Below are 26,599 nucleotides of genomic sequence, written 5' to 3'. Positions count from 1 at the left end.
AGGTTCCGGAGAGGAACTCCGGAACCATGCCAAAATCATAACTGAGCCGACTATATCAGAAGACGACAGCGAAATGCCAGCAAATTTGAGGCAAGGATATTTTCCTAATTAATCAATGGCTTAATTTACAATATTGACATTCTTCGATGGAACATATAGTGAACATAACCATGAAGAAGTCGATCAGGCAAAGGCTGGCCATTCTCTCCGACGCGGCCAAGTATGACGCATCCTGCGCATCGAGCGGTACGGTGAAACGCAACTCCGCAGCATCGGGCGGATTGGGCTCCACGGAAGGGTCGGGCATCTGCCACGCCTATGCGCCGGACGGGCGCTGCATTTCGCTGCTGAAAATCCTGCTCACCAATTTCTGCATCTATGATTGCGCCTATTGTATCAACCGCTCATCCAGCAATGTGGAGCGGGCGCGGTTCACCGCCGAAGAGGTGGTGTGGCTGACACTGGAATTTTACCGGCGCAACTATATCGAGGGGCTGTTCCTGTCCTCCGGCATTATCAGGTCCTCCGATCATACGATGGAAGAGATGGTGCGCGTGGCGCGAGAACTGCGCGTCACCCATGGTTTTCGAGGTTATATCCACCTGAAATCCATACCTGAAGCGTCGCCCAGGCTCATCGAGGAGGCGGGGCTTTATGCTGATCGCCTGTCGATCAATATCGAGTTGCCGACCGATAGCGGTGTCAGCCGTTTTGCGCCGGAAAAGCAGCCCGCCAATATTCGCCGATCCATGGCGGATATCCGCCTGAAAATCGAGGAGGCGGGGGAGCCGACGGTCAGAACGCGAAGGACGAAGCGTTTTGCGCCGGCCGGCCAGAGCACGCAGATGATCGTGGGGGCGGATGGCGCTGATGATAGCACCATTCTCTCCACCAGCGCCCGGCTTTATGGCAGTTACGGTCTGCGTCGCGTTTATTATTCCGCTTTCAGCCCCATTCCGGATTCATCGAAAAACCTGCCGCTCATCAAGCCGCCGCTGATGCGCGAGCACCGGCTTTACCAGGCGGACTGGCTTTATCGTTTTTATGGTTTCGACATCGGCGAGATAACGGCAATCGGTGGCGACGGCATGCTCGATCTCGATATCGATCCGAAGCTCGCCTGGGCGCTGAAACAGCGCGACCGGTTTCCGGTGGACGTCAATGTGGCGGATCGGGAAATGCTGCTGCGGGTGCCCGGATTCGGCACGAAGACCGTGGCCTCCATTCTGTCTTCCCGCAGGTTTCGGCGTCTGCGGCTGGAAGATTTGGCGCGTTTCGGTGTGTCGCTAAAAAAGGTCAAGGCCTTCGTTGTGGCTGACGGCTGGACGCCGGGCAAGTTGACCGAGCGGCCGGATCTCCGGGCGATGTTTGCGCCGCAGCCCGAACAATTGTCGCTACTCTGATGTATGGCCCGGTTCTTGAGGGGCGGGGTGATTTCGGCGAGTGGCGCGACGCCGCGCGCGCAGCCCTTGCCGCCGATGTCAGGCCTGACATGATTGACTGGCGGCGGGCGGATGACGAGGCGGGGCTTCTGGACTTTGCGGGTGAGCCGTTGCCTGTGGTCGCTGCCGGGGACGGGCAGGTTTCCGTCCCCGCCTCCTTCATCGCACTGGCGCAGGCAATCATCTGTCACAGCGATCCCGGCCGCTTCGCACTGCTTTATCGGCTATTATGGCGTCTGAGGCGCGATCGCGCCCTGTTGCAGTTCAAGTCCGATCCTGACGTTGCCGAGGCGCGGTTGCTGGAGAAATCCGTGCGCCGCGATTGTCACAAGATGACGGCCTTCGTTCGGTTCAAGGAAGTGCCCCTGCCGCAGGGGCAGGGCGGGCGTCGGCGGTTTATTGCCTGGTTCGAGCCAGATCATTTCATCGTCGAGCGGACGGCGGCATTCTTTCAGCGTCGGTTTACCGATATGGACTGGCTGATCGCGACGCCGAAGGGGTCCGCGCGGTGGGACGGAAATGTGCTGCAGACCTCGCGGGAAGCGGCGGTAAAACCCAATCTGACGGATGAGACGGATGAACTCTGGCGGACCTATTACGCCAATATTTTCAATCCGGCGCGCCTGAAGATCAAGGCCATGACGGCGGAGATGCCGAAAAAATACTGGAAAAACCTGCCGGAAGCGGACCTCATACCCGGTCTCGTTCTGGGGGCGGAAGCGCGGGTGCTGGAGATGGCGGCCAGGGCGGCAAGCCAGCCGCAACCCTTCCACCATCGCCTGCAGGCCGCAGCGTCTGCGCGCGAGACGCCGCCACCCGTGTCGGACGATGCGCTTCAATCGCTGGCGCGGGAGGCTGGCCAATGCACCCGCTGTCCCCTGCATTGCAAGGCCACGCAGACGGTTTTCGGGGAGGGGCGTAAAGATGCTGATATCATGATCGTCGGCGAACAGCCCGGTGATCACGAAGACCTCGCCGGCAAGCCCTTCATAGGCCCGGCGGGCCAGCTTTTTGATCGGACTCTCAGTGAGATCGGCGTCGAGCGTAAAAAGCTCTACGTCACCAATGCCGTCAAGCACTTCAAATATGAGACGCGTGGCAAGAGGCGCATCCATCAGCGGCCGAATGCGGGAGAGGTGGAACAATGTCGCTGGTGGCTTGACCATGAAATTGCGCTCGTCCGGCCGAAACTGATCGTTGCCATGGGCGCAACCGCGCTTTATGCGCTGACGGGCGTCAAGGAGAAGGTTACCGAAATCCGCGGGCGTCCTTTGCCGATGGAGGAGGGCCGGACGCTTTTGGTCACCGTGCATCCGTCTTATCTCCTGCGCCTTGCCGATATCGGGGCGAAAGAGGCGGAAACGGCACGCTTCCGGGCGGACATGGAAATAATAAGGCAATTCTAATATATTATTTTATGTATTGTGGAGTTACTTTGAATGTGGATTTTGATTGTCAATAATACTTTTTACGGATTGTTTATCTGTTATTTTTATTGAAATTTTATCTCCATATTATAATAAGTTTTCCAAAATTTATTTACCGTATGGGCATATTATGCTGGGTGAACTTGACCTTACAACAGTCATACTGATGCAAAAATGTTCTTACATCGTTGGGCTGTTGAGTTTTATCTACCTGAAGATGAGTAATCGCGGTTTGCCCGGTCCCGTTCCGCTTGCGGCGGGTTTCGCGGCGATGACGGTTGGCTCCACGCTTGCCGGTTACGGCGAATGGAAGATATTGTCGCCGGCTCTGTGGCAGCTTGGCAGCGTTCTGTTCGGTATCGCAGGATATGTGCTGATCTGGCTCGGGCTGAAGACGTTGAGCGACGGACGCGTCGTCAATCGCAAAACCATATTGTTCACCTGTCTTATCGCCGTACTGGCGATTGGCGTTGCGCTGCAGGTGGCCGACAACAATGCGTTTCGCGCGGCGCTGTTTAATGGCTGTGCGGCTCTGGCCTATCTTGGCGGGGCGGGCGTGCTTTTTGCCCGGTGGCGGAAAGAGCCGCTTCTTTCCCGAGTGGCGCTTGGTGTCATTACCGGCATCTCCGGTCTGATATCGCTCGCGGTGATGAAAAGCGTACTTTTTCCGGGTTTCGCCAGCATCGATCTGGTCAATGCGTTCTTCTTCATCATCATGCTGAATTTCGCCATCGCGCTCTTCGTGATGATGCTGGTGGCGGAGCGATCCGAACGGAAATTGCTGGTTCTGGCGAATACGGATCCGCTGACGGGCGTCAAGAACCGGCGTTTCTTCTTCCAGACCATGCCTGCGGCCCCCGATCCCGCTGATGCGGCCATGTTGCTTGATATTGATCACTTCAAGTCGATCAATGACCGTTTCGGCCATGCCGTCGGCGACAGCGTGTTGCAGGAAGTGGCAAGGCGCATCGGCGGCAGCATCCGTGGCGGCGATGTTCTGGCGCGGTACGGCGGCGAGGAATTCATCATTTTCCTGCCCGGTGCCGGCGTGCATAAGGCCTGCATGATCGGCGAACGCATTCGCGACGCGGTCGCGGTGACGGAGGTGGATTGCGGCGGTTTGCGGGTCGGCGTGACGATCAGCATCGGCGTCGCCGCGAGCGGTGATGTAGGCTGCGATCTCCTGATGCTTGCCGAAATGGCGGATCGCGCGCTTTACCGGGCAAAGACCGAAGGGCGCAATTGCGTTCGCGGGGCATTGGCCGCCTAGGGGAAGCAAAGCCTGCCCCCTTGGTTTTCCCAAGCTTGCGGCCTTCTGCTCAACCTGTCGGTTTGTTCGCTGCATCCGCAGCGGCGCGATGTCGTATGGCCTCTTTCAGCAGAATTTCGATCTGAGAATTGATGCTGCGCAACTCGTTGCTCGCGGTCTGCCGGATCACGTTCAATATGGCGGGTTCGATCCGAAGCGGAAATGCCACCCGCTGAGGCCCCGGTGGACGTCCGATCATGAGTTGATCCTCGAATTCAGGGGAACGGCGCGGCCGAGAGTAGAGGAGGGTTTTTCGGGAATGCAAAGGGACATCATGAGCCTCGTGTGGGAATGATGTCGTTTTGATACGGGAAATGGATTGCAGCGGGATTGCGCAAAAAAAACGCCGCGGGCATGGCGACCCGCGGCGTCTTGTTTTCAATCTTGCGGGCTTTCCCGCAGAACGCTTAGTTGAAGTAGCTCTGTAGCGGCTTCACTTCCAGATTGCCGGCCTTCAGCGCCTTGATGGCGAGGGCTGCTGCTTCCGCACCGGCCATCGTCGTGTAGTAAGGCACCTTCTGCATCAGTGTCGCGCGGCGCAGCGATTTGCTGTCCGAGATCGCCTTGTTGCTATCGGTGGTGTTGATGACTAGCTGGACCTGACGGTTGCGGATGGCGTCCTCGATATGCGGACGGCCTTCCTGCACCTTGTTGATCTTTTCGGCATTGATGCCCTGTTCGGCGAGGAAACGCTGGGTGCCGCCGGTTGCCAGCACCTTGAAGCCGCTTTCCACGAGAATGCGGATGGCGGAAAGCACGCCTTCCTTGTCCTCGTCACGCACCGAAACGAAGACGGTGCCGGAACGCGGCAGGTCGACGCCGGCGCCGAGCTGGCTCTTGGCGAAGGCGAGCGCGAAATCTGTGTCGAGGCCGATGACCTCACCGGTCGAGCGCATTTCCGGTCCGAGCAGGATGTCGACGCCGGGGAAGCGCGCGAAGGGGAAGACGGCTTCCTTGACGGCGATGTGCTTCAGGTTGCGCGGATCGGGCTTGTCGCCATAGGCGGCAATCGCTGTATTGAGCTTTTCACCGGCCATGACGCGGGCGGCGATCTTGGCGATCGGCGCACCGATGGTCTTGGCGACGAAAGGCACGGTACGCGAGGCGCGCGGATTGACTTCGAGAACGTAGATCGTGCCGTCCTTGATGGCATATTGCACGTTCATCAGGCCGCCGACATTGAGCGCCTTGGCAAGAGCCGTCGTCTGGCGTTCCAGCTCATCGAGCGTTTCCTTGCTCAGCGAACGGGAAGGCAGCGAGCAGGCCGAGTCGCCCGAATGGATGCCGGCTTCTTCGATATGCTCCATGATACCCGAGACGAAGACATTTTCGCCGTCGCACAGCGCATCCACATCCACTTCGACGGCATTGGTCAGGTAGCTGTCGAACAGCAGCGGATTCTTGCCGAGCAGGGTGTTGATCTGGCCGGTCTTGTCGTTCGGGTAACGCTGCTTGATGTCTTCGGGTACGAGGCCCGGAACGGTATCGAGCAGATAGCTCTGGAGCTGGCCTTCCGAATGGATGATCTGCATGGCGCGGCCACCCAGAACGTAGGATGGGCGAACCACCAGCGGGAAGCCGATTTCGGAAGCGACGAGGCGGGCCTGCTCGACCGAATAGGCGATGCCGTTGTTCGGCTGGGCGAGATCCAGCTTAATCAGCAGCTTCTGGAAGCGGTCACGGTCTTCGGCGAGGTCGATCATGTCAGGTGCGGTGCCGAGGATCGGGATACCATTCTTTTCCAGCGCTTCGGCGAGCTTCAGCGGCGTCTGGCCACCGAACTGCACGATGACACCGACCAGCTCGCCCTTTTCCTGTTCGGCGCGCATGATCTCGATCACGTCTTCGGCCGTCAGCGGCTCGAAATAGAGGCGGTCGGAGGTGTCATAGTCGGTGGAAACAGTTTCCGGGTTGCAGTTGATCATGATCGCTTCGAAGCCGGCATCCTTCAGGGCGAAGGCGGCGTGGCAGCAGCAATAATCGAACTCGATGCCCTGGCCGATACGGTTCGGGCCACCGCCGAGGATGACAACCTTCTTGCGGTCGGAAACCTGGGCTTCGGAGCGGGCGGCGCCGACGAAGGGAATTTCATAGGTCGAATACATGTAAGCGGTCGGCGAAGCGAATTCGGCAGCGCAGGTGTCGATGCGCTTGAAGACCGGGCGGACGTTCAGGCTGTTGCGCAGCTCGGCCACTTCTTTCGGGCGCTTGGACGTCAGGCTGGCGAGGCGGGCATCGGAGAAGCCCATGGCCTTCAGCATGCGCAGGTTTTCGGCATCCTGCGGCAGGCCATGTTCGCGAATGCGGGCTTCCATGTCGACGATGGCCTTGAACTGGGCAATGAACCACGGATCGATCTTCGAGTTTTCGTGGACTTCCTCTTCGGTCATGCCCATGCGCAGCGCCTGTGCGACCATGCGCAGGCGGTCCGGCGTCGGCGTGCCGATGGCGGCGCGGATGGCGTTCTTGGAACCTTCGCCTTCCTCGTAACCGGGGATTTCGATTTCATCGAGACCGGTGAGGCCTGTTTCCATGCCGCGCAACGCCTTCTGCAGCGATTCGGCAAAGGTGCGGCCGATGGCCATGACTTCACCGACCGACTTCATGGCGGTGGTGAGGATCGGCGAGGCGCCGGGGAATTTCTCGAAGGCGAAACGCGGAATCTTGGTGACGACGTAGTCGATGGAGGGCTCAAAGGATGCAGGGGTCGCACCGCCGGTGATGTCGTTTTCCAGCTCGTCCAGCGTATAGCCGATAGCGAGTTTGGCGGCGACCTTGGCAATCGGGAAGCCGGTTGCCTTGGAAGCAAGCGCCGAGGAGCGTGAAACGCGCGGGTTCATTTCGATGACGACCAGACGGCCATCCTTCGGGTTCACAGCAAACTGCACGTTGGAGCCGCCGGTCTCGACACCAATCTCGCGCAACACTGCAATCGATGCGTTGCGCATCATCTGGTATTCTTTGTCGGTCAGCGTCAGGGCAGGGGCAACGGTGATGCTGTCGCCGGTGTGCACGCCCATTGGGTCGATGTTTTCGATGGAGCAGATGATGATGCAGTTGTCCGCCTTGTCGCGGACCACTTCCATTTCATATTCTTTCCAGCCGAGAACGGATTCTTCGATCAGCACTTCGGTGGTGGGCGATGCGTCGAGACCACCGCCGATGATTTCGAAGAATTCCGAGCGGTTATAGGCGATGCCGCCGCCTGTGCCGCCCATGGTGAAGGAAGGGCGAATAATGGCGGGCAGGCCAACGACGTCGATGGCCTGCGCGGCAATGGCCATGGCGTGGCTGATATAACGCTGCTTGCGGTCCGTCTCGCCAAGGTTCCACTGGTTTTCGAGGTTGTCTAGAGCCTTGTCCAGCTCTGCGCCTGACAGTTTTGCCTTGAGTTCAGTGCGTGCGGCTTCGTGCGTCTTGCGGTCGGCGTCCTTGATTTCTGTCGCATTGGCGAGCATCGACTTCGGCGTTTCAAGGCCGATGCGGGCCATCGCCTCGCGGAACAAAGCGCGGTCTTCGGCCATGTCGATGGCTTCGGGCTTGGCGCCGATCATTTCGACATTGTAGCGGTCGAGAACGCCCATGCGCTTGAGAGAAAGCGCCGTGTTGAGCGCGGTCTGGCCGCCCATGGTCGGCAGAAGCGCGTCCGGGCGCTCCTTGGCGATGATCTTGGCGACGACTTCCGGCGTGATCGGCTCGACATAGGTAGCGTCGGCAAGGCCCGGATCGGTCATGATTGTTGCCGGGTTGGAGTTGACCAGAATGACCCGGTAACCCTCTTCCTTCAGCGCCTTGCACGCCTGCGTGCCGGAATAGTCGAATTCACATGCCTGGCCGATGACGATCGGGCCTGCGCCAATGATGAGGATGGACTTGATATCTTGGCGCTTCGGCATGGCTCTCTCGTTCCGCTTTTTGGTTGCGCAAAGCACCAGCCAGGGTGACGGATCACCGGCCGGGGCGCGCAATTCAAAGTTTTCAGGCTAGAAGCGGCTTATAGGCAAATGTTTTTGAGAACGGAACCCCATAAATTCCGGAATCGACAGAAACCTTAACGGATAGGGATTTGCGTGGCGAAACGGGCCTGCACGGCCGTATTGTAGGAGCGGCTGACGGGGATTTCCTCGCCGTCATGCGTCACAATATAAAAACGCCCTGCTTTTCTCAGCAACGAGACCACACCGGCATCCGCCACCCAATGGGAACGGTGCACCTGCAGGCCGGGCGTGTCGCCGATGTCCCGCAGCGCATCGGTAAAACGCAATAGAACGAGTTGACGCCCGCGCGTGGTGACGATTTCGGTATAATGGTCCTGCACCGAGAGCCGCAGCAGTTCCCCGCGCTTTTGCGGCGGCAATCGCTCCAGCAGCGGTGCGGTGCTTTTGATGTCGTGACCGGCATCTCCATCGGCGCCCGTGATAACCTCCACCGGGGTTTCGAGGGTCTGGCGGGCGGTGAGATAGCTCAGCAGACAAAAGATCGCGCAGAGCGGCAGGGATGTGAAGCCGCTTTCGAGGAAGGATGCGAGGCTGATGTCCTTACCATAAAAAACATGGTTGGTGACGGTAAGCAGCAGCCCGATCGGCAGGGATGCGGTGAGCGAGCCGATCATCATGCGCGCCAGTATATTGTTAATGTGGCTTGCGAGGAGCGTTTTGGCGATGATGGCAAAGGATATCGCGATTCCCCAGGAGCCGCCCTGAACGATCGTCCAGTAGAGCAGCCGATCGGCGAAGCTCATGGTTTCGCTGGTGCCGAAAGGCCCGGTCAGGATGAAGATCGCCAGCACGGCAAGAAATGTCAGCCACAGCCTGCGCGATTGCAGCATGGTATGCATTTCACGAAGCGTGGATTGCAGATAGGGGTGATCCACGAAGTTTTCCTGCTGATGGCGCCAATCCGTTTTTCCTGTCCGCATGTTTTGCCCAAATTGCCGGTGATTTCAACCGAGCCGAAGCAACCTCCATGTCATTCCAGCCTTTGTTAGATGCACCGCTTGCCGTGCAATTCCATGTCGCCACCGTCATACCCGCAGCCATTCTCGGTGCGTTCATTTTCCTGCGTCCCAAGGGCACAGCCATCCACCGGCTGCTCGGCAAGATCTGGGTGGTGCTGATGGTCGGGACTGCGGCTTCTACCTTCTTCATCCATGAATTGAAGGTGTTTTATGGTTTCAGCCCGATCCATCTGCTGTCGATCTTCACCATCTATGGCTGCCTGCAATCGGTCTATTTTGCGCGCCGCGGCGATATCCGACGCCATATGCGCATCATGCAGAGCGTTTATCTCGGCGGTATCGTGATTGCCGGCGGCTTCACCTTCGTTCCCGGACGGATCATGCACGAGGCTGTTTTGGGTGACGGAAAAGCCGGTTTTGTGGCCTTCTCCGCCGGTGCACTGGTGCTCGCCTTCCTGTTTCTAACGGTATTGAAACAACGACGCAGGACCGTATGAGATGTTCCGTTGGCCTCCTCTGCTTTCTTCCGGAACAAGATGTATTATAGTGCCGTTATAAGGCAGCTTGTTGAGGCGGTATCGCCGGGAGAAGAGCATGGAATGGAGAGGGCGCCGCCAGTCGGACAATATCGAGGACCGGCGCGGCATGTCGGCGGGTTCGGGTGATCCGTTTTCCCGCGGCGGGATGCGCGTGCCAATCGGGCGTCGCGGCGGCGGTATTGGGATCGGCGGTCTTCTGGTCATTCTTCTGATCAGCTGGGTGCTTGGTATCAACCCGCTGACGCTGCTGACCGGCGGCGATATGTCGATGGATGGCGGCGGCACGACGCAGTCGGGAACCCAGCAATCCGGCACGCGTCCGCAGGGCCAGTCGTCTGACGAGACGACAGCTTTCGTGCGCACCGTGCTGGCGGAAACCGAGGATACCTGGAGCGGTATCTTCCAGTCCGCCGGCGAGACCTATCAGAAACCGACGCTGGTGCTGTTCTCCGGACAGGTGTCCTCCGCCTGTGGCAACGCTTCCGCTGCCAGCGGTCCGTTTTATTGCCCTGGTGACCGCAAGGTCTATCTCGATACCAACTTCTTCAAGGAACTGGATCAGCGGTTCGGCGCAGCCGGCGATTTCGCGCAGGCCTATGTGATTGCGCATGAGGTGGGTCACCACGTACAGAACCTGACTGGCGTCCTGCCGGAGTTCAACCGTCGCCGCCAGTCGATGAGCCAGACGGATGCCAACAAGATGTCGGTGCGTGTGGAGCTTCAGGCGGATTGTTATGCCGGCATCTGGGGCAAGTTCACCGAGCAGAAGGGCATTCTCGAGACCGGCGATCTTGAGGAAGCGCTGAATGCGGCTCACCAGATCGGCGACGATACGTTGCAGAAGCAGACGCAAGGTTATGTGGTGCCTGACAGTTTCAACCACGGCACCTCGGCGCAGCGCATGGAATGGTTCAAGCGCGGTTTCCAGAACGGCCGTGTCGAGGATTGCGACACTTTCTCGGCGAATATCTGAAAGATCAGACGGAAAAGGGGGCTTTCAGCCCCCTTTTTCATTCAACGCATCAAGAGGGCCACGGCATACATGCCCAGCGCGAAAACCGTATGGGCAATGAGGTTCAGCATGCGGACCTTTGTGGGGTTCGGCGTCTTCGATGCCGCCCAGCCGATGCCCAGCCCCGGCTGCAGCAGGAACCAGCCCGCGCCGACCGTGACTATGCCGACGATCCACGGCGCGATGAAGGACGGATTGGCAAACCATGCGGCCGGGACGATCAGGGCAAGAACGATACCGTAGAGGATGCCGACAGCGTAATGCGAAATCCAGCCGAGCGCCAGTTCGTGCTCATAGGGTGTCGCCGTGGCGATGCTGTCGTGGAATATCCGGCCCTTCGGCACATGCCAGAACCAGCGGCCGACCGGCGCCCAGTTGGGTGCGGACTGGCCGAAAAACCGGTGCAGTATGATTGCCCAAATATCCATAAAGACGGTGCCGCCAATGCCCATGGCAATGCCGCGCCAAATCAGTTCCAGCATGAATCCCTCCGCATGATCGTGATCGATCAAGCTCTAGCGGATTGGGTCGATGGCGGGAACCGGCTATTGTCGGGGTGAGCAAGAAAAATGGCCGGATCGCTCGGGCTATGAGATTGGTGAGAAACAGGCTGAAATCTCTCCTACGTCATGCTCGGGCCTGTCCCGAGCATCTGCAACGTGTCGATTGAATGAGACGTGGTTAGATCCTCGGGACAAGCCCGAGGATGACGCCAAGAGGGGTGACGTTTGACGGATCTCCGCCTGCCATGGCGATCCGGCCAATTGTTTTTACCCCCTTAAGCTGCCCGCCCATATTCCGCCGCCCGACGCGGGGCCGTCGCCAGCTGGAACTGTGCAAGCAATTCGTTGAGCGCCGCCGCTTCCGAGGCCAGCCCGTGGCTCGCCGCCGTCTGTTCCTCGACCATGGCGGCATTCTGCTGCGTGCCCTGATCGATGGTGTTGATGGCGGTGTTGATTTCCTGAAGCCCAGTCGACTGTTCGCGCGACGACGTCACGATGGCATCGATGTGGCGGTTGATCTCCTGCACTTCGCGGACGATGGTTTCCAGCGCCTTGCCGGCATTGCCGACGAGTTCTACGCCGGACTGCACCTGCGATGTCGAGGCGTTGATCAATGTCTTGATCTCCTTGGCCGCATTGGCGGAGCGCTGGGCGAGCTCGCGCACTTCTTGTGCGACGACGGCAAAACCCTTGCCCGCATCGCCCGCGCGGGCCGCTTCGACGCCGGCATTCAGTGCCAGCAGATTGGTCTGGAAGGCGATCTCATCGATCACGCCGATGATGTTGCTGATCTCGGAGGATGATTTTTCGATGCCTTCCATGGCACGAACGGCATCTTCCACGATGACGCCGGATTGTTCGGCATTGCCGCGGGCGCGATCCACCAGACGGCCGACTTCTTCGGCGCGGCGAGCGGAATCCTTCACCGTGGTGGTGATCTCCTCGAGCGCTGCGGCGGTTTCTTCGACGGAGGCTGCCTGCTGTTCGGTGCGCCGCGCCAGATCATCGGCGGACTGGCGGATTTCCCCGGCACCCGCATCGATTGCGAGCGCATTCTGGCCGACCGTGCTGAGCGCTGCATTCAACTTGGCGACGGAATTGTTGAAATCGTTGCGCAGGCGGTCGATACGGGCGACGAAAGGTGTGTCGATACGATAATTGAGATCGCCGTCCGAAAGATGTGCCAGCCCCCGGGCAAGTGAATCCACTGCGAACTGGATATCCGCCGCGTCTTTTGCTGCCGTTCTTTCACGCTCGTTGCGCTCCTGTTCGGAGAGCGTACGGTTCTGTTCGGCGTCGCCTTCAAGGCGCAGGCGTTCCATGGCGTTCGAGCGGAACACGGCAACGGCTGCGGCCATCGAGCCGATCTGGTCGGTGCGCTCTTGGCCGGGAATAGCGACACCGAGATTGCCGGCCGCAAGGCCTTCCATGGCGGAGGTCATCTGCGTGACGGGGCGGACGATGAAGCGGGAAAGCACGGTGGCAAGCAGGGCAATCATGATTGCGGCGGCGAGAACCGTGGCGATGGTTGCGGCCAGACGGAACTGGCCGATGGCGCTGTAAGCCACATCGGAATCGACGACGAAACCGAGATACCAGTCGACCGAAGGCAGGCCCGCAACCGGGATGAAGCTGGTAATCTTGCCCTTGCCGTCGATCTCGGTCTCAGAAATCGCGGAGGAAATCGCCGGCGTATCGACCTTAAAGAGATCGGCCAGCGGTTTGTCGACGAATTTCGGATCGGGATGAATGAGGATCTTACCGTCCTTGCTGACGAGGAAAGCATATCCATCCGTGCCGGCATCCACCGACTTGATCATCTTTACCAGCGAATCCAGCGAGAAATCGCTGCCTGTCACGCCGGCAAGCTTGCCATCGATGGAAACGGGAATGGCGGCGGTGATGATGAGGCCGCCGGTAGAGGCGTCATTATAGGGTTCTGTCAGAACCGTCTTGCCGGCTTTCACCGCATCCAGATACCACGGACGCTTGCGCGGGTCATAACCTTCCGGAAGCGGCGTCTTCGGGAAGGTGGTGAAAGTGCCGGTTTCAGCATTGCCGAAATAGGTCGACATGAACTGCGCCGTCAGCACGTCGTTTTCCAGAAAGTGCAGCTTTGCTGCGTCATCCGGAAGCTTGGCAAGCGTTTTTGCCACCGTCTCGGTCAACATGATGCGGCCGTTCAGCCAGTTGGCGATGCTTTGCGCGGCCTGCTTGCCGGAAGAATCGATATTTTCCGCCACCGCTTCCGTGGTGACCCGGTGCTGGAGGCTGTCGATGTAGAAAGAAAAGCCCGCAAAGGCGGCGACAACAAGTGACGACGCAGCAAACAGAATGCGCGTCATAAGGCTGGTTTTTTTAGGCAAGCTACACGTCCTTGAATCCGGGTGAACCCGTTCGGCTCATCTTGTAAAATGGTGGGAAAGACATGCCTCTTAGGCGGGAATATTCTGCGTCATGCAGCTTATGGTTTATAACAACTGTGTGATATTCTAATAAGTAAAGCGAAATGGTAAAATTCGGCTAAATTTGTCTTGTGTCATGGTCGTTTGGGATGAGGTGGTGCGGCGCTTGCCCATCTGCGCAAATTTTGATCATTGATCTGCAAAGGTTGCGTGCAGGAAGGGAATATTTTATTCATCAGCCTGCTGCCGTTGCGCAATTCGCGGGCAACGGCCAAGGTTCAGGTGAATTACAATGTCTTCGTCGGTTGTTGCAGGAACCGTTCCTTCCGGATCGGGGTCGTGGTTTTCGCATTTCAAAGCTACGCTTGTGCTGGGAATTCCGCTTATCGGCGCACAGCTCGCACAGCTTGGCATCCATACCACTGACATGGTCATCGTTGGCCAGCTGGGGGCTGAAAAGCTGGCGGCCATGGTGCTGGCCGGGCAGTTCTTTTTCGTTGTGTTCATTTTCGGCTCGGGATTTTCCGTGGCCGTCGTGCCGATGGTGGCGCAGGCCTACGGGCAGGGCGATGCAACATCGGCACGCCGTTCGCTGCGCATGGGCATGTGGGTGGCGATCGCCTACTGGTTGCTTGCCTTGCCGATCTTCTTCAATGCCGAACGCATTCTGGTCTATCTCGGACAGAACCCCAATGTTGCGGCACTGACTGGCCATTACCTCGCCATTGCCAAGTTCGGCCTCCTGCCGGCACTGCTTTTTTATGTGCTGCGCGGGCTTGTCAGCGCCATCGGCCGTGCGGGCATCATTCTTTATGTCACCATCATCATGCTGGTGATGAATGGTCTGATGGCCTACGCTTTGGTGTTTGGCCATTTCGGATTGCCCGCCATGGGCATGAATGGCGCAGCCGTTGTTGCCGTTATCGTCAACGCCTTCAGCTTCATCTTCATCGTCGCCTATGTGCAGACGCGGGAGGAAACCAAGAAATACGAACTGTTCGTGCGCTTCTGGCGGCCGGACTGGCATGCGCTCTTCGAAGTGCTGCGTCTTGGCCTGCCGATCAGCATCACCATTCTTGCTGAAGTGACGCTGTTTGCCGCCGCTTCGATCCTGATGGGGCAGATCGGCACGGTGCAGCTTGCCGCCCACGGTATTGCCCTGCAGCTCGCCTCCATCGCCTTCATGATTCCGCTTGGGCTTTCCCAGGCGGCCACGGTTCGGGTGGGCGTGGCGCGGGGGCAGGGGGATTTCAAAAATCTCATCCGCGCCTCGATCATGATTTATGCCATTGCCTGCGGCATCGCCCTTTGCGGCGGCATCCTGTTTGCGGCGATACCGGAATTTCTGGCGAAATGGTTCCTCGATCCGAAGTTGCCGGAAGCTGCGGAAGTTCTAGCCTATGCCAGCAGTCTCGTGGTGATTGCGGGTATCTTCCAGCTGGTGGACGGCATTCAGGCCGTGACGGCGGGCTTGCTGCGTGGCCTCAAGGATGCACGCATTCCGGCGATGCTGGCGCTCATTTCCTATTGGCCGATCGGACTGGCGCTGGCCTGGACCATGGCCTTTCCGCTCGGCTTTGGCGGGCGCGGCGTCTGGTTCGGCTTCGTTATCGGTCTTTCGACGGCCGCCGTTCTTTTGACCATCCGCTTCGTGCTCTTGGTGAAGCGTGAAATGAAAACGGCCCGCTAAGAAGCGGGCCGCATGTAACTTCCGGATTTAAAAAGGATCAGCGTTCGGCGAGCGCTGCCTCACCCTTGTTTTCGCGCAGCAGGTTGACGAAGCGGCGGAAGAGATAATGGCTGTCCTGCGGGCCGGGCGATGCTTCCGGGTGGTGCTGGACGGAGAAGACCGGCTTGCCCACGATGCGCAGGCCGCAATTGGTGCCATCGAACAGCGATGTGTGGGTTTCCTCGACGCCCTCGGGCAGCGACTTGGTATCGACCGCAAAACCATGGTTCATGGACACGATTTCTACCTTGCCCGTCGTGAAGTCCTTGACCGGGTGGTTGGCACCGTGATGGCCCTGATGCATCTTTTCGGTCTTCGCGCCGACGGCAAGGCCGAGCATCTGGTGGCCGAGGCAGATGCCGAAGATCGGCAGCTCGCTCTTGATCAGGTTCTGGATAACCGGCACGGCATATTCGCCCGTCGCGGCCGGGTCTCCCGGACCGTTGGAGAGGAACACGCCATCCGGCTTCAGCGCCAGAATGTCTTCGGCCGAGGTCTGGGCCGGAACAACCGTCACCTTGCAATCGAGACCGGCAAAGAGGCGCAGGATGTTGCGCTTGACGCCGAAATCCACGCAGACGACGTGGTACTTCGCATCGGCTTCACCGAGCGTGCCGTAACCCTTGTTCCATACCCACGGGGTTTCGGTCCAGGTGGAGGACTGGCCGGACGTCGCTTCGATGGCGAGATCGAGGCCGACGAGACCGCTCCAGGCCTTGGCTTCGGCCTTCAGCGCTTCGATGTCGAATACGCCGTTCGGGTCATGGGCGATGACCGCGTTCGGCGCACCGTTTTCGCGGATCCAGGCTGTCAGCGCGCGGGTATCGATGCCGCAGAGACCGATGACACCACGGGCCTTCAGCCATGCATCCAGATGCTTGACCGCGCGGAAGTTTGACGGATCGGTGATGTCGGCCTTGAAGATGACGCCGACGGCGCCGCGGCGGGCCGCGGGCGTCAGGTCTTCGATGTCTTCCTCATTGGTGCCGACATTGCCGATATGCGGGAAGGTGAAGGTGACGATCTGGCCGAGATAGGAAGGGTCGGTGAGGATTTCCTCGTAACCTGTCAGCGCCGTGTTGAAGCAGACTTCAGCCTGAACCTTGCCGGTTGCGCCGATGCCTGTTCCTTCAATCACCGTGCCATCGGCAAGAACAAGCATTGCGGTCGGTTTGCGGGTAGTCCAGGGCGCTGTCTCGGTCATCTCGTTCCGTTTCTGCCGCTTCGCACCCCGCCTCTTGAAAGGCAGGGGGTAAGGGGCCATTTTTGTCGCAGGCTTCGTGACATAAAGGGGCGCGCGATAAAGCTCGCGTTCCGACCCTTCGTTAAAATCTCGTGCAGGTGCCGGAAAATAACGAAAGCAGCCCAAGCGGTCAACCGCAGGCCCAAGATTTACGCGGATTTAAGCTGTCGTAGATTCAAGGGCTTATGCAATTGATTTGCTTGAGCGTGTTTGCTCGTTTATGTCGTTGCGAAAAATAAGGCGGAAAGTTTGCCGATCAGGAAGCTGCGGAATGGGCTTTCCCAAGGAGAAGAAAAATGCTGCGCGACACGTTCGCTAATACTTTGAAAGATGCGCTGAAGGCCCGTGATGCACGCCGCACTTCGACCGTGCGTCTCATCCAGGCGGCCGTCAAGGATCGCGATATCGCCAATCGTGGCGTGGGCAAGGACCCGGTCAGCGATGAAGATATCATGCAGATCCTGACCAAGATGGTGAAGCAGCGGGAAGAGTCCGCCACCATTTATGAAGGTGCCGATCGTCCCGAGCTTGCTGCCCAGGAGCGCGAAGAAATCGTCATCATCAAGGAATTCATGCCGGAAGAAATCCCGGCAGAAAAGGTGCGCGAACTCTGCCAGGCGGTCATCAGCGAGACCGGCGCATCCGGCTTGCGTGACATGGGCAAGTGCATGAATGCGCTGAAAGAGCGTTATCCCGGCCAGATCGACTTTGCGAAGGCCTCCGGCGTCGTCAAGGATTTGCTGAAGTAGCTTTCGCCACTTCCGAAAAAGTAAAGGCAGGGTAGCCATGGCTACCCTGCCTTTTTTCTGCCGACGAAGATGCATTCCGGCGGATCAAAATGCTCTTCCGCGCAGGCTTTTCGGGGGGGACGTGCCTGCAGGTGTCGGCAGATGTATGAAAATGTTCAGACACTGCCTTTGACTGTGTTTTGTTTTTACATCGTCGCAACGCGTCGCTCAAATTACAAAAACATAATTTTTGGTGATGTTGCGCTGCCATAAATTCGCCGGAAGCTGGCGCAATGGCGGCTTTCCTTCTTCAACCCGGCCGTTTCTTCTGCTCATGCACATAGTGGCGCAGAACCGCATTCATCCGGGTTTGATAGCCTTTGCCGGTGGATTTGAAAAAATCCACGACATCCTGATCGACACGGATGGAAATGGATGTTTTGGCGGTGGGGAACACGACCTGGGCCTTCGACCAGTCGATATCCTCAAAGCCTGCCCAGTCCGGATCGTCGCGCGTGGCGCGGTCGATATCCTCATCGGTCATGGCATCGACGCGTGCCCAGTCGGTCTCGCTCTTCTCGCCGCGAGCCCGCTTAGCGCGTATTTCTTCCAGTGTTATTCGCGTAATAGAGTTGTTGCTCATTTTTCCGCGCCGCACGCGCCGATATGATCCGGCATGTATCGCCCCGCATCGTGTAAACGACAGCTATAAGGCGCCCCATGAACGGGCAAATGGCGCGTATGCGGACCTCTCCGTTTTGGTCAGACGGTATTTCGATATGTGGTTCATACAGCGCCTCCGCTGCATCCTCGAAGTCGATACCGTGCTTAGCCAGATTGATAAGCCGCTTGTTCCCATCCCAATCAAAGGAGATGAAATCTTTCATCACGATGTCCATGAATCACCTGAGACTGTTTCCAGTTTGCAGGCACTCATGCGCCACGCTTGTATATTCGTCTGTATATACACTGGTGTCAACGCTGCCTGTGAATATCGGGTATTCTTTGCGGAGTGTTTTGTATTGCGGCTGTTATGCGCTTATATGAAAGACTGGCCTCGAACAGGTAACCCATGCGCTTTTCCAATTCTTTCCTTGATGAGATACGCGACCGCGTGAACATCTCCGATGTGATCGGCCGACGTGTGTCCTGGGACAAGAAGAAGACCAATGCGCCGCGCGGGGATTATTGGGCCTGCTGCCCGTTCCATGGCGAAAAAAGCCCGAGCTTTCACTGTGAGGACCGCAAGGGTCGCTATCATTGTTTCGGTTGCGGCGTTTCCGGCGATCATTTCCGCTTCCTAACGAAGCTTGAGGGCTTAAGTTTCCCGGAAGCCGTCCAGCAGATTGCCGATATGGCCGGTATTTCCATGCCGCAGCCCGATCCGCAGGCGGAGAAGCGCGAGCGCGAGCGCACCTCGCTGCAGGACGTCATGGAAATGGCGACGCTGTTCTTTCAGGATCAGTTGCAGACCGCGCTCGGCGCGCGGGCGCGGGCTTACCTTCGAGACCGCGGGCTGACCGGGCGCACGATCGAGACCTTCCGGCTGGGTTATGCGCCTGACAGCCGCAACGCGCTGAAGGAGCATCTGGCGAGCAAGGGCGTGTCCAAGGAGCAGATGGAAGCCTGCGGGCTGGTGGTTCATGAAAACGTGCCGGTTTCCTATGACCGGTTCCGCGACCGCATCATGTTCCCGATCCTGTCGTCACGGGAAAAGGTGATCGCCTTTGGCGGCCGCGCCATGGCAGCGGATGCGGTGGCGAAATATCTCAATTCCAACGAGACCGAGCTCTTTCACAAGGGCAATGTTCTCTACAATTTCGCCCGTGCACGACGCGCCTCGCAGGCGGCCGGCGGCACTGTCATCGCCGTGGAAGGTTATATGGATGTCATCGCGCTTTATCAGGCGGGTGTCGAAAATGCTGTCGCGCCGCTTGGTACGGCTTTGACCGAAAGTCAGCTTGATCTCCTCTGGAAGATGTCGCCGCAACCGGTTCTCTGCTTCGATGGTGATGGCGCCGGCATTCGTGCCGCCAACCGTGCGGCCGATCTTGCCTTGCCGCATATCAAGCCGGATCGCTCGGTCAGCTTTGCGCTGTTGCCTGACGGCAAGGATCCGGATGATCTTGTGCGGCTAGAGGGGCGCGCGCCCTTCGACCGTGTGCTTTCAGAAGCCAAGCCGCTTGCCGCGATGATCTGGAGCCGCGAGACATCGGGTGTTACCTTCGATACGCCTGAAAAACGGGCTCAACTTGAAAGCCGCCTGCGCCAGATCGTTGCCGTTATTGCCGACGAGACGGTGCGCCGCTTTTACCAGCAGGATATGCGCGACAGGCTGAATGGTTTCTTTCAGCCGCGTTTCCAGCAGGGCGGCTCGCAGGGCGGGAATTTCCGCCGCGAGGGCGGTCAGGGCACGGGTCGCGGTTTCCAGCGCAATGCGCCGGGGCGGGGTGGGGCGATGTCCGCGCCGACCAGCAGCATTTCCGACCGGCTGACGCAATCCGGCCTTGTCAGAGGTCATCAGACCAAGCCGTCTCTGCGGGAGAGCGTTCTGGCTATTACCATCGTCAACCATCCGGAGTTGCTGCTGGAGGAATATGACGAGATCGCCGCCATCGATTACGAGAGCCGCGATCTGCAGCGGCTGTGGTCGACGGTGTTGACCTACGCGGCCGAGAGTGCGGCGGACATATCGCGGGCAGGGCTGATCGAGCGGTTGTCGCAGCAGGGTTTCGAGGCGCTTTTGAAGGTCATGGATCAGCAGGTGCGCAATGCCCGCCTGTGGACGGCGACCGAACAGGCGGCGATGGAGGATGCGCGCGAAGGTTACGTGCAGGCTCTTTCGCTGCATAAGAGGACGAAATCCCTGCTCTGGCAGAAACGGGAGCTGGAACGGGAAATCGCCGAGGCCACCGATGACGAGCGTGGCACGCTCTTGGTGCGGGCGATTGCCGAAGTCCAGTTGGAAATCGGCCGCATGGAAAATCAGGAAGCGATTATTGACGGTTTCGGGGTCATGTCCGGCCGGGTGAAGGGGCCGGCCTTCGGCCATGGCTGAGAACAGTCGGCAAGAATTGAAAGACGTGTGGGGTTGCCTTTTGCGGCAAGCGTCCTAAATAGGGGATAGTCTGGTGATAACTGCAAAATGCGGCCTTTTTTGAGAATTTCCGTGGCTGTCTCGCCTCCAAAGGCTTGACGGGGCGGGAAATAGCGGGAATCACCAATTCAGGAAAAGTAAGGTGGAATGAGCCTTGGCGGATAGAAATTGCATGAGCAAGCATTTCCGGGTGCACTGTCTTTGCATTCTGCCTGAGGCTGCCGTGGTTAATCGGCAATTAAAGATCACTCCGTTAGGTGTCTGACAGTGATTCGCGGCAAACCGCTGGATGCTCAAGGGGCGGACGGCGATGCGGCGGAACAGGTGTTAGCGTCAGGGAAAGCGACGAGATAGATGGCAACCAAAGTCAAAGAAAACGAAGAAGCAGAAAACGAACGCGACGGTGCGACGGACGGTCCGCTTCTCGATCTTTCGGATGACGCGGTCAAGAAGATGATCAAGGCCGCCAAGAAGCGCGGCTATGTGACGATGGACGAGTTGAATTCCGTCCTGCCGTCCGAAGAAGTGACCTCCGAGCAGATCGAAGACACGATGGCGATGCTGTCCGATATGGGCATCAACGTTATCGAGGACGAGGATGCCGAGGAAGCCGCGCCGAGCGAAGACGACAGCGATTCCGACAATGAGGAGTCCGAAGGCGGCGAACTGGCGCCGTCCGGCGGCACGGCGCTTGCGACCGCCAAGAAGAAAGAACCGACCGACCGCACCGATGATCCGGTGCGCATGTATCTGCGCGAAATGGGTTCCGTCGAGCTTCTGTCGCGCGAAGGCGAAATCGCCATCGCCAAGCGCATCGAGGCCGGCCGCGAAACGATGATTTCGGGCCTGTGCGAAAGCCCGCTGACGTTCCAGGCGCTGATCATCTGGCGCGACGAACTGAACGAAGGCACGACGCTGCTGCGCGAGATCATCGATCTCGAAACGACCTATTCCGGTCCGGAAGCCAAGGCGGCACCCCAGTTCCAGAGCCCGGAAAAGATCGAGGCTGACCGCAAGGCCGCCGAAGAGAAGGAAAAGACCCGCAGACTGCGTGCGCCGACCGGCGATGAAGACGTAACTGACGTGGGTGGTGATGGCCTGCCGCCGGAAGAGGAAGAAGAAGACGACGACGAGTCCAATCTTTCGCTTGCCGCGATGGAAGCCGAACTGCGCCCGCAGGTCATGGAAACGCTCGACACCATTGCCGACACCTACAAGAAGCTGCGCAAGCTTCAGGACCAGCAGGTCGAGGCACGTCTCGCCTGCACCGGCACCCTGTCCTCCGGCCAGGAGCGTCGCTACAAGGAACTGAAGGATCAGCTTATCACGGCCGTCAAGTCGTTGTCGCTGAACCAGAACCGTATCGACAGCCTCGTCGAGCAGCTCTACGACATTTCCAAGCGGCTGATGCAGAACGAAGGCCGTCTGCTGCGCCTTGCGGAATCCTATGGCGTTAAGCGCGATAGCTTCCTCGAGCAATATCACGGTGCGGAACTCGATCCGAACTGGATGAAGTCGATCGCCAATCTGGCCGCGCGCGGCTGGAAGGAATTCGCCCGCGAGGAAAGCAACACGATCCGGGAAATCCGTCAGGAAATCCAGAACCTCTCCACGGAAACCGGCATTTCCATTGCCGAATTCCGCCGCATCGTCTCGATGGTGCAGAAGGGCGAACGCGAAGCGCGTATCGCCAAGAAGGAGATGGTCGAAGCCAACCTGCGTCTCGTGATCTCGATTGCGAAGAAATACACCAACCGCGGTCTGCAGTTCCTCGACCTCATTCAGGAAGGCAATATCGGGCTGATGAAGGCGGTGGACAAGTTCGAATACCGCCGCGGTTACAAGTTCTCGACCTATGCGACCTGGTGGATCAGGCAGGCGATCACCCGTTCGATCGCCGACCAGGCCCGCACGATCCGTATTCCGGTTCACATGATCGAGACGATCAACAAGATCGTTCGCACCTCGCGCCAGATGCTGCACGAGATCGGCCGCGAGCCGACCCCGGAAGAGCTGGCCGAGAAGCTGGCCATGCCGCTTGAAAAGGTGCGCAAGGTTCTGAAGATCGCCAAGGAGCCGATTTCGCTCGAAACCCCCGTGGGTGACGAAGAAGATTCGCATCTGGGTGACTTCATCGAGGACAAGAATGCGCTGCTGCCGATCGACGCCGCCATCCAGGCGAACTTGCGTGAGACGACCACCCGGGTTCTCGCGTCGCTGACGCCGCGTGAGGAACGTGTTCTGCGCATGCGTTTCGGCATCGGCATGAATACCGACCATACGCTGGAAGAAGTTGGCCAGCAGTTCTCGGTCACGCGCGAACGTATTCGTCAGATCGAAGCCAAGGCGCTGCGCAAGCTGAAGCACCCGAGCCGCTCGAGAAAGCTGCGCAGCTTCCTCGACAGCTAAGCTTCCGCTTCCTTCAAAATTGAACCCGGTCAGTGAGCGCTGGCCGGGTTTTTTGTTTCCCGCACTGGCGAACTCTGCGACAAGCCTTATGTGTGAAAACCATTATTTCGGATTTTCAAAAATGCGCGGGTTCGGTTTGGTTCGATAAGATGGAACAGGTTTCGGCAGGCAAATGGCGGCGGGGAAGATGGGCTGTGCCCGTCTCCGTGTTGCTGCATCTTGTCGTCGTCGCGCTCTTCTTTTTCGAATTGCCGGAACGGATAGCCGAGCCGCAGGAGCCGGAAAGCGTCAACGTCGAACTCGTGCCGCCGCCCGAGGAGAAAAAAGAAGAAGCTGCCCCGCCGCCTGCTGCGGCGGCCAAAGAGGAGAAACCGCAACCTCCGCCACCACCACCGGAACCGCCAAAGGAGGAGGTAAAACCTTCGCCGCAGCCGCAGGCGACACTGCCGGCCATCGCCATGCGACCTGAAGAGACGCAGGCGGACCCCGCAGACAAGCCGGGAAAGACGGAGGAAGCGGAAAAAAGCGAAACCTCCGAGGAGCCGGCAAGCGAGCCTGAAAAGGCGGCTGAGGAGAAGCCCGCGCCACCCGCTGCCAACAGCGATCTTCAGGCTTCAGCCGAGCAGGGGGAGATCGCGGTTTCACCTGTGAAGGACGAAAAACAGCCGGAGCAACCGCCGGTGCCACAGCCCAAGCCGGCGGAGGAAAAGCCTGCGGAGGTTGCGGATAGCAAACCCGCGAAGCTTCCCGCGGCCAAACATCTGCTGTCTTCCTCCATGCTTTCACCGGCCCAGAGGCGACAGATGTTCGGCGATCTGCCGCCCCGTCGCCGCATCGTTCAGCTTTGCAGTACTGAAGCTCTGGCTCAAATTCAGGGGGCGGGTTTTGCCGCCAGAGGCATGATCCCCTATTCGGACACTGGAGGCAGGATTTCCGGCAATTCTATCGACGCTTCCGGCGGTGCGTTCAACACGGGTAACGGCTGGCACGATGTCTCATTCCAGTGCGAAGTCGATCTGGAAAATTACACCGTGACAGAATTCCGCTTTAAAATCGGGAATGAAGTCAGCCCGGAAGACGCGAAAAAGCGCGGCTTTGCGCAATTTCAGTGAGGATAGGCGGCCGGTCCCAAGATTCACCATTCGTTATCCTCGGGAGAAAGCCTGAGGATGTGGAGTACCCGTTACGGGTAACGCCTGCTATACCCGCTCCGTATCCCCCACCAACACCCCAATGCCTGCCATCAGCGCATCCTCATCATAGGGCTTGCGGATAACCGGCACATTGCCGAACTCATCCGGCACCATGCTGCCATCCGCATAACCGGTGGCGAAGAGGAAAGGGATGCCGCGGCGATGCAGTTCGCGGGCGACGGGGATCGAGGTATCGGAACCGAGATTGATGTCGAGAATGGCGACGTCAGGCAGATAGGTTTTCAGCTTCTCAAGCGCCATGGCCGACGAGGTCGCTGTTTCGATTGCCTTGATGCCATTATCTTCCAGCATGTTCTCGACATCCATGGCGATCAGCATCTGGTCTTCGACGAGCAATACTTTCAATGGCTCCTCCCGGTTGTAACGTCTGGGTTGCGGCAGCGTTTCCGCCTCGGTTTTTGTCTCGGACGCCGTCGAGGTCGATGAAACATGGCGGTACGGCAGGAGAATCTCCGCCTCCAGCCCATTCGGCAAATACCGTATCGTGCTGCGCCCGCCGAGATCGTAGGGAATGCTGCGGCTGATGAGCGCCGTGCCGAAACCGGCGCGCGATGGTGCAGGCAAGGTGGTCAGCAGCGTCTCGCGCCACGATATTTCGCAATCGCTGTTCTCGTTAATGTCCCAGCGCACATGCAATTGCCCGCCATTTTGCGAAAGCGCGCCATATTTGGCGGCATTCGTCGCCAATTCGTGCAGAACCAGCGCCATCACCGAGAAAGCGCGGGAATCGAGCGTGACCTGGGGGCCTTCAAGCTTTACCGTCGTTTCCGGCGAACGATGGGGCGACAATTCAGCCTCCAGCAGATCGCGCAGCGCGCCGCCGCCTTCGCCGCGAATGATCTGGTCATGGGCAAAGGACAGCGCCTGGATGCGGCCCTTCAGCGCGGTGACATATTCCTGCAGGGTCTTGCCCTCCTGCGAGGGATTGCCGACCAGCGATTTGATGATGGCGAGAACATTCTTGACGCGGTGATTGAGCTCCTCGTTCAGCATGCGCTGGCGCACCTCGGCACGCTCTCTTTCGCCGGCCATCAGCTCGCTGTGATGGAATGCCACCTCGACAAGCGCAATTCTCGCCGCTTCGGCGATTTCCCGGTCGGCTTCCGACCAGGGCTGCGCCTGCAGGCGGACGGTCTCTTTCCAGATTGCGAAGCTTTTACGCGGCGTGAGGCGGTCGCCCATCGGGCCGGTTTCATAGGATTTTTCCGGATTTCCGGCCCAGTTCAGGTTCTGCACGATCTCCTTGCGGAAAAACAGGAGATAGTCGTTCTTGACCTGCGAGAGTGGGATAGCGAGCATTCCGGCTGCGGTGCCGGCGTAGATCTCCGCTTCCGGTATGGCCTGCGACAGGGCGTGCGTCGCCCAGACCCTGCCTTCCGAAGCCGAAGCGACGAAACGCGCCAGCCTTGGAATGGCATCATGCGGTGGTGTTGCGCCATGGCCATGCCAGTTGTTGCCGACCCACAGCCCGACACCGTCGCAGGGCATCAGATCGGCAAAATCCTGAAAACTGTCGACCAGCAGTTCTTCAATATTGGAATGATGGGCGGCAAGCCGCAGAAAGCGGTCGAGCGCCGCATGGGCGTGGTTGACGGTATCGAGCCGGCGCTTCTGCTTCAGAACCTGCAGATGCATGGAGAAAAATTCCCCGAACATTTCCGCAGCGATCCGCACCGGCATGCTCAGCACACGCGGAGAATAATGGTGGCAGGCGATCAGGCCCCACAGCGCGCCATCGACAATCACAGAAATCGACATGGAGGCGGCAACGCCCATATTGCGGAGATATTCGCAATGGATGGGTGAGACGCTGCGCAGATGCGCGTAAGAGAGATCGAGCGGCTCGCCGGAGGCATCGACAGCCGGCAGCACCGGAACCCGGGTGCCGCTGGCATCGGAGATGATGCGCAGCGTGTTCTTGAGATAGAGTGCGCGGGCCTGCTGCGGAATATCGCTGGCGGGGAAATATTGCCCGAGAAAGCTTTCCAGCTCCGGCTGTTTTGCCTCGGACACGACCTTGCCGGCACCGTCTTCCTCGAAACGGTAGATCATCACCCGGTCGTAACCCAGCGTCGCCTTTATCAGGCGCGTCGTTCTGGAGATCAGGCTTTCGACGCTGTCCGCTTCGCGGATGCGGTCCACCATCTTGCGGGCCGTGCCGAGTGGCTGCGTGTCGCTGCCCGAGGGCTCGAATTCGATGATGGTGGTTGATTTGTAGCGATGGAGCGAAATATCGAAGCTGCGGCCATCGCTTGTTTCCATGGAGGGCAGCATGGCGGGGCGGGTGGTTCTGCCGGTCACGGTCAGCGCGTTGCGAAGATCGTGGACGAGCTTTTTGCTGAGCACCTCCTCGGCCGTCCTGCCGTTGAGATCGCCGTCAAGCCCGAGCAGTTCGCGGCAGTTTTCCGAATGCCGCAGCACCATGCGCATGGCGTTATCGCAGGCGATGAGACAGCCATGCGATTGAATATAGCCTGGAATATGAATGGGTTCGCGGTCGCAATTGGTCAGGTCGACATGATAGTCAGTGGGTGCCATGAATCAGTCTTTCGCACCCTGTGCATGAAGAAATGCCGTTTGCCGAA

At 58.8% G+C, this 26,599-nt stretch carries 18 protein-coding genes; 10 read left to right on the top strand and 8 right to left on the bottom strand.

Going from position 1 to position 26,599, the window contains the following annotated elements; genetic code table 11:
• The first annotated feature begins 170 nt into the window (after positions 1-170).
• From O8B93_RS09160 to O8B93_RS09150, 3 genes are all read left to right on the top strand, one after another.
• Positions 171-1,403, top strand: coding sequence for a putative DNA modification/repair radical SAM protein (locus tag O8B93_RS09160; RefSeq protein WP_269709597.1), 1,233 nt, complete (start codon positions 171-173; stop codon positions 1,401-1,403).
• A complete protein-coding gene (locus tag O8B93_RS09155) occupies positions 1,403-2,848 on the top strand; it encodes a UdgX family uracil-DNA binding protein (protein WP_269709499.1) in 1,446 nt (481 codons plus the stop codon). Before O8B93_RS09160 ends, O8B93_RS09155 begins: the two co-directional genes overlap by 1 nt.
• 151 nt (positions 2,849-2,999) lie before the next feature.
• Positions 3,000-4,139 carry a GGDEF domain-containing protein gene (locus O8B93_RS09150; RefSeq protein WP_269709498.1) on the top strand — a complete coding sequence of 380 codons (1,140 nt, stop codon included), beginning with the start codon at positions 3,000-3,002 and terminating at the stop codon, positions 4,137-4,139.
• A gap of 446 nt (positions 4,140-4,585) precedes the next feature.
• On the opposite strand, the gene carB is transcribed toward O8B93_RS09150, so the two are convergent.
• On the bottom strand, positions 4,586-8,074 hold the full coding sequence (gene carB / locus O8B93_RS09145) for a carbamoyl-phosphate synthase large subunit (protein ID WP_269709497.1): 3,489 nt from the start codon (positions 8,072-8,074) through the stop codon (positions 4,586-4,588).
• Between the two features lie 155 nt (positions 8,075-8,229).
• Positions 8,230-9,051, bottom strand: a complete 822-nt coding sequence (locus O8B93_RS09140) for a LytTR family DNA-binding domain-containing protein (protein WP_269709496.1) — start codon at positions 9,049-9,051, stop codon at positions 8,230-8,232.
• Positions 9,052-9,143: 92 nt separating this feature from the next.
• On the opposite strand from O8B93_RS09140, the gene O8B93_RS09135 reads away from it, so the two are divergent.
• Both O8B93_RS09135 and ypfJ read left to right on the top strand, forming a co-directional pair.
• Positions 9,144-9,632, top strand: a complete 489-nt coding sequence (locus O8B93_RS09135; RefSeq protein WP_269709495.1) for a DUF2306 domain-containing protein — start codon at positions 9,144-9,146, stop codon at positions 9,630-9,632.
• A gap of 97 nt (positions 9,633-9,729) precedes the next feature.
• Positions 9,730-10,647 carry a KPN_02809 family neutral zinc metallopeptidase gene (gene ypfJ, locus O8B93_RS09130; RefSeq protein ID WP_092770875.1) on the top strand — a complete coding sequence of 306 codons (918 nt, stop codon included), beginning with the start codon at positions 9,730-9,732 and terminating at the stop codon, positions 10,645-10,647.
• A gap of 41 nt (positions 10,648-10,688) precedes the next feature.
• Here the strand turns inward: ypfJ and O8B93_RS09125 are convergent, their stop codons facing one another.
• Both O8B93_RS09125 and mcpU read right to left on the bottom strand, forming a co-directional pair.
• On the bottom strand, positions 10,689-11,168 hold the full coding sequence (locus O8B93_RS09125; protein WP_269709494.1) for a DUF2938 domain-containing protein: 480 nt from the start codon (positions 11,166-11,168) through the stop codon (positions 10,689-10,691).
• A 296-nt stretch (positions 11,169-11,464) separates the two neighbouring features.
• Positions 11,465-13,555, bottom strand: coding sequence for a methyl-accepting chemotaxis protein McpU (mcpU, locus tag O8B93_RS09120; RefSeq protein ID WP_269709493.1), 2,091 nt, complete (start codon positions 13,553-13,555; stop codon positions 11,465-11,467).
• Positions 13,556-13,886: 331 nt separating this feature from the next.
• Between mcpU and O8B93_RS09115 the strand changes: the two genes are divergently transcribed.
• Complete coding sequence (locus O8B93_RS09115) at positions 13,887-15,284, top strand: MATE family efflux transporter (RefSeq protein ID WP_269709492.1); 1,398 nt, start codon at positions 13,887-13,889, stop codon at positions 15,282-15,284.
• A gap of 37 nt (positions 15,285-15,321) precedes the next feature.
• Here the strand turns inward: O8B93_RS09115 and carA are convergent, their stop codons facing one another.
• Complete coding sequence (gene carA / locus O8B93_RS09110) at positions 15,322-16,527, bottom strand: glutamine-hydrolyzing carbamoyl-phosphate synthase small subunit (protein WP_010972111.1); 1,206 nt, start codon at positions 16,525-16,527, stop codon at positions 15,322-15,324.
• 335 nt (positions 16,528-16,862) lie between these two features.
• On the opposite strand from carA, the gene O8B93_RS09105 reads away from it, so the two are divergent.
• Complete coding sequence (locus O8B93_RS09105) at positions 16,863-17,315, top strand: GatB/YqeY domain-containing protein (RefSeq protein ID WP_269709491.1); 453 nt, start codon at positions 16,863-16,865, stop codon at positions 17,313-17,315.
• 289 nt (positions 17,316-17,604) lie between these two features.
• On the opposite strand, the gene O8B93_RS09100 is transcribed toward O8B93_RS09105, so the two are convergent.
• Together O8B93_RS09100 and O8B93_RS09095 are read right to left on the bottom strand one after the other, a co-directional pair.
• The gene (locus O8B93_RS09100) at positions 17,605-17,937 is read right to left on the bottom strand and encodes a BrnA antitoxin family protein (RefSeq protein ID WP_269709490.1); all 333 of its coding nucleotides are present in this window, start codon (positions 17,935-17,937) and stop codon (positions 17,605-17,607) included.
• On the bottom strand, positions 17,888-18,181 hold the full coding sequence (locus O8B93_RS09095; RefSeq protein WP_269709489.1) for a BrnT family toxin: 294 nt from the start codon (positions 18,179-18,181) through the stop codon (positions 17,888-17,890). The genes O8B93_RS09100 and O8B93_RS09095 overlap by 50 nt, the downstream gene beginning before the upstream one ends.
• A gap of 185 nt (positions 18,182-18,366) precedes the next feature.
• Here O8B93_RS09095 and dnaG point away from each other — a divergent pair, with 185 nt between their 5' ends.
• The 3 genes from dnaG (at position 18,367) to O8B93_RS09080 (ending at position 23,912) form a co-directional block, all read left to right on the top strand.
• A complete protein-coding gene (gene dnaG / locus O8B93_RS09090; protein WP_269709488.1) occupies positions 18,367-20,352 on the top strand; it encodes a DNA primase in 1,986 nt (661 codons plus the stop codon).
• 393 nt (positions 20,353-20,745) lie between these two features.
• Positions 20,746-22,800 (top strand): RNA polymerase sigma factor RpoD, encoded by a 2,055-nt coding sequence (rpoD, locus tag O8B93_RS09085; protein WP_269709487.1) that lies wholly within the window; start codon positions 20,746-20,748, stop codon positions 22,798-22,800.
• A 194-nt stretch (positions 22,801-22,994) separates the two neighbouring features.
• Positions 22,995-23,912, top strand: a complete 918-nt coding sequence (locus O8B93_RS09080) for a DUF930 domain-containing protein (RefSeq protein ID WP_269709486.1) — start codon at positions 22,995-22,997, stop codon at positions 23,910-23,912.
• An 87-nt stretch (positions 23,913-23,999) separates the two neighbouring features.
• Here the strand turns inward: O8B93_RS09080 and O8B93_RS09075 are convergent, their stop codons facing one another.
• Positions 24,000-26,552 carry an HWE histidine kinase domain-containing protein gene (locus O8B93_RS09075; protein ID WP_269709485.1) on the bottom strand — a complete coding sequence of 851 codons (2,553 nt, stop codon included), beginning with the start codon at positions 26,550-26,552 and terminating at the stop codon, positions 24,000-24,002.
• Between the last annotated feature and the right edge of the window lie 47 nt (positions 26,553-26,599).

The sequence above is a fragment of the Martinezella rhizogenes genome, from assembly GCF_027460065.1.
GTDB classification, from domain to species: domain Bacteria; phylum Pseudomonadota; class Alphaproteobacteria; order Rhizobiales; family Rhizobiaceae; genus Agrobacterium; species Agrobacterium rhizogenes_C.
This window is presented reverse-complemented; position numbering and strand designations above follow the sequence as displayed.

Bases quoted from the DNA above. Each gene is read 5' to 3' on its own strand.
- O8B93_RS09160 (WP_269709597.1), top strand. From the start codon at position 171: ATGAAGAAGTCGATCAGGCAAAGGCTGGCCATTCTCTCCGACGCGGCC.
- O8B93_RS09155 (WP_269709499.1), top strand. From the start codon at position 1,403: ATGTATGGCCCGGTTCTTGAGGGGCGGGGTGATTTCGGCGAGTGGCGC.
- O8B93_RS09150 (WP_269709498.1), top strand. From the start codon at position 3,000: ATGCTGGGTGAACTTGACCTTACAACAGTCATACTGATGCAAAAATGT.
- carB (WP_269709497.1), bottom strand. From the start codon at position 8,074: ATGCCGAAGCGCCAAGATATCAAGTCCATCCTCATCATTGGCGCAGGC.
- O8B93_RS09135 (WP_269709495.1), top strand. From the start codon at position 9,144: ATGTCATTCCAGCCTTTGTTAGATGCACCGCTTGCCGTGCAATTCCAT.
- ypfJ (WP_092770875.1), top strand. From the start codon at position 9,730: ATGGAATGGAGAGGGCGCCGCCAGTCGGACAATATCGAGGACCGGCGC.
- O8B93_RS09125 (WP_269709494.1), bottom strand. From the start codon at position 11,168: ATGCTGGAACTGATTTGGCGCGGCATTGCCATGGGCATTGGCGGCACC.
- O8B93_RS09115 (WP_269709492.1), top strand. From the start codon at position 13,887: ATGTCTTCGTCGGTTGTTGCAGGAACCGTTCCTTCCGGATCGGGGTCG.
- carA (WP_010972111.1), bottom strand. From the start codon at position 16,527: ATGACCGAGACAGCGCCCTGGACTACCCGCAAACCGACCGCAATGCTT.
- O8B93_RS09105 (WP_269709491.1), top strand. From the start codon at position 16,863: ATGCTGCGCGACACGTTCGCTAATACTTTGAAAGATGCGCTGAAGGCC.
- O8B93_RS09100 (WP_269709490.1), bottom strand. From the start codon at position 17,937: ATGAGCAACAACTCTATTACGCGAATAACACTGGAAGAAATACGCGCT.
- O8B93_RS09095 (WP_269709489.1), bottom strand. From the start codon at position 18,181: ATGAAAGATTTCATCTCCTTTGATTGGGATGGGAACAAGCGGCTTATC.
- dnaG (WP_269709488.1), top strand. From the start codon at position 18,367: ATGCGCTTTTCCAATTCTTTCCTTGATGAGATACGCGACCGCGTGAAC.
- rpoD (WP_269709487.1), top strand. From the start codon at position 20,746: ATGGCAACCAAAGTCAAAGAAAACGAAGAAGCAGAAAACGAACGCGAC.
- O8B93_RS09075 (WP_269709485.1), bottom strand. From the start codon at position 26,552: ATGGCACCCACTGACTATCATGTCGACCTGACCAATTGCGACCGCGAA.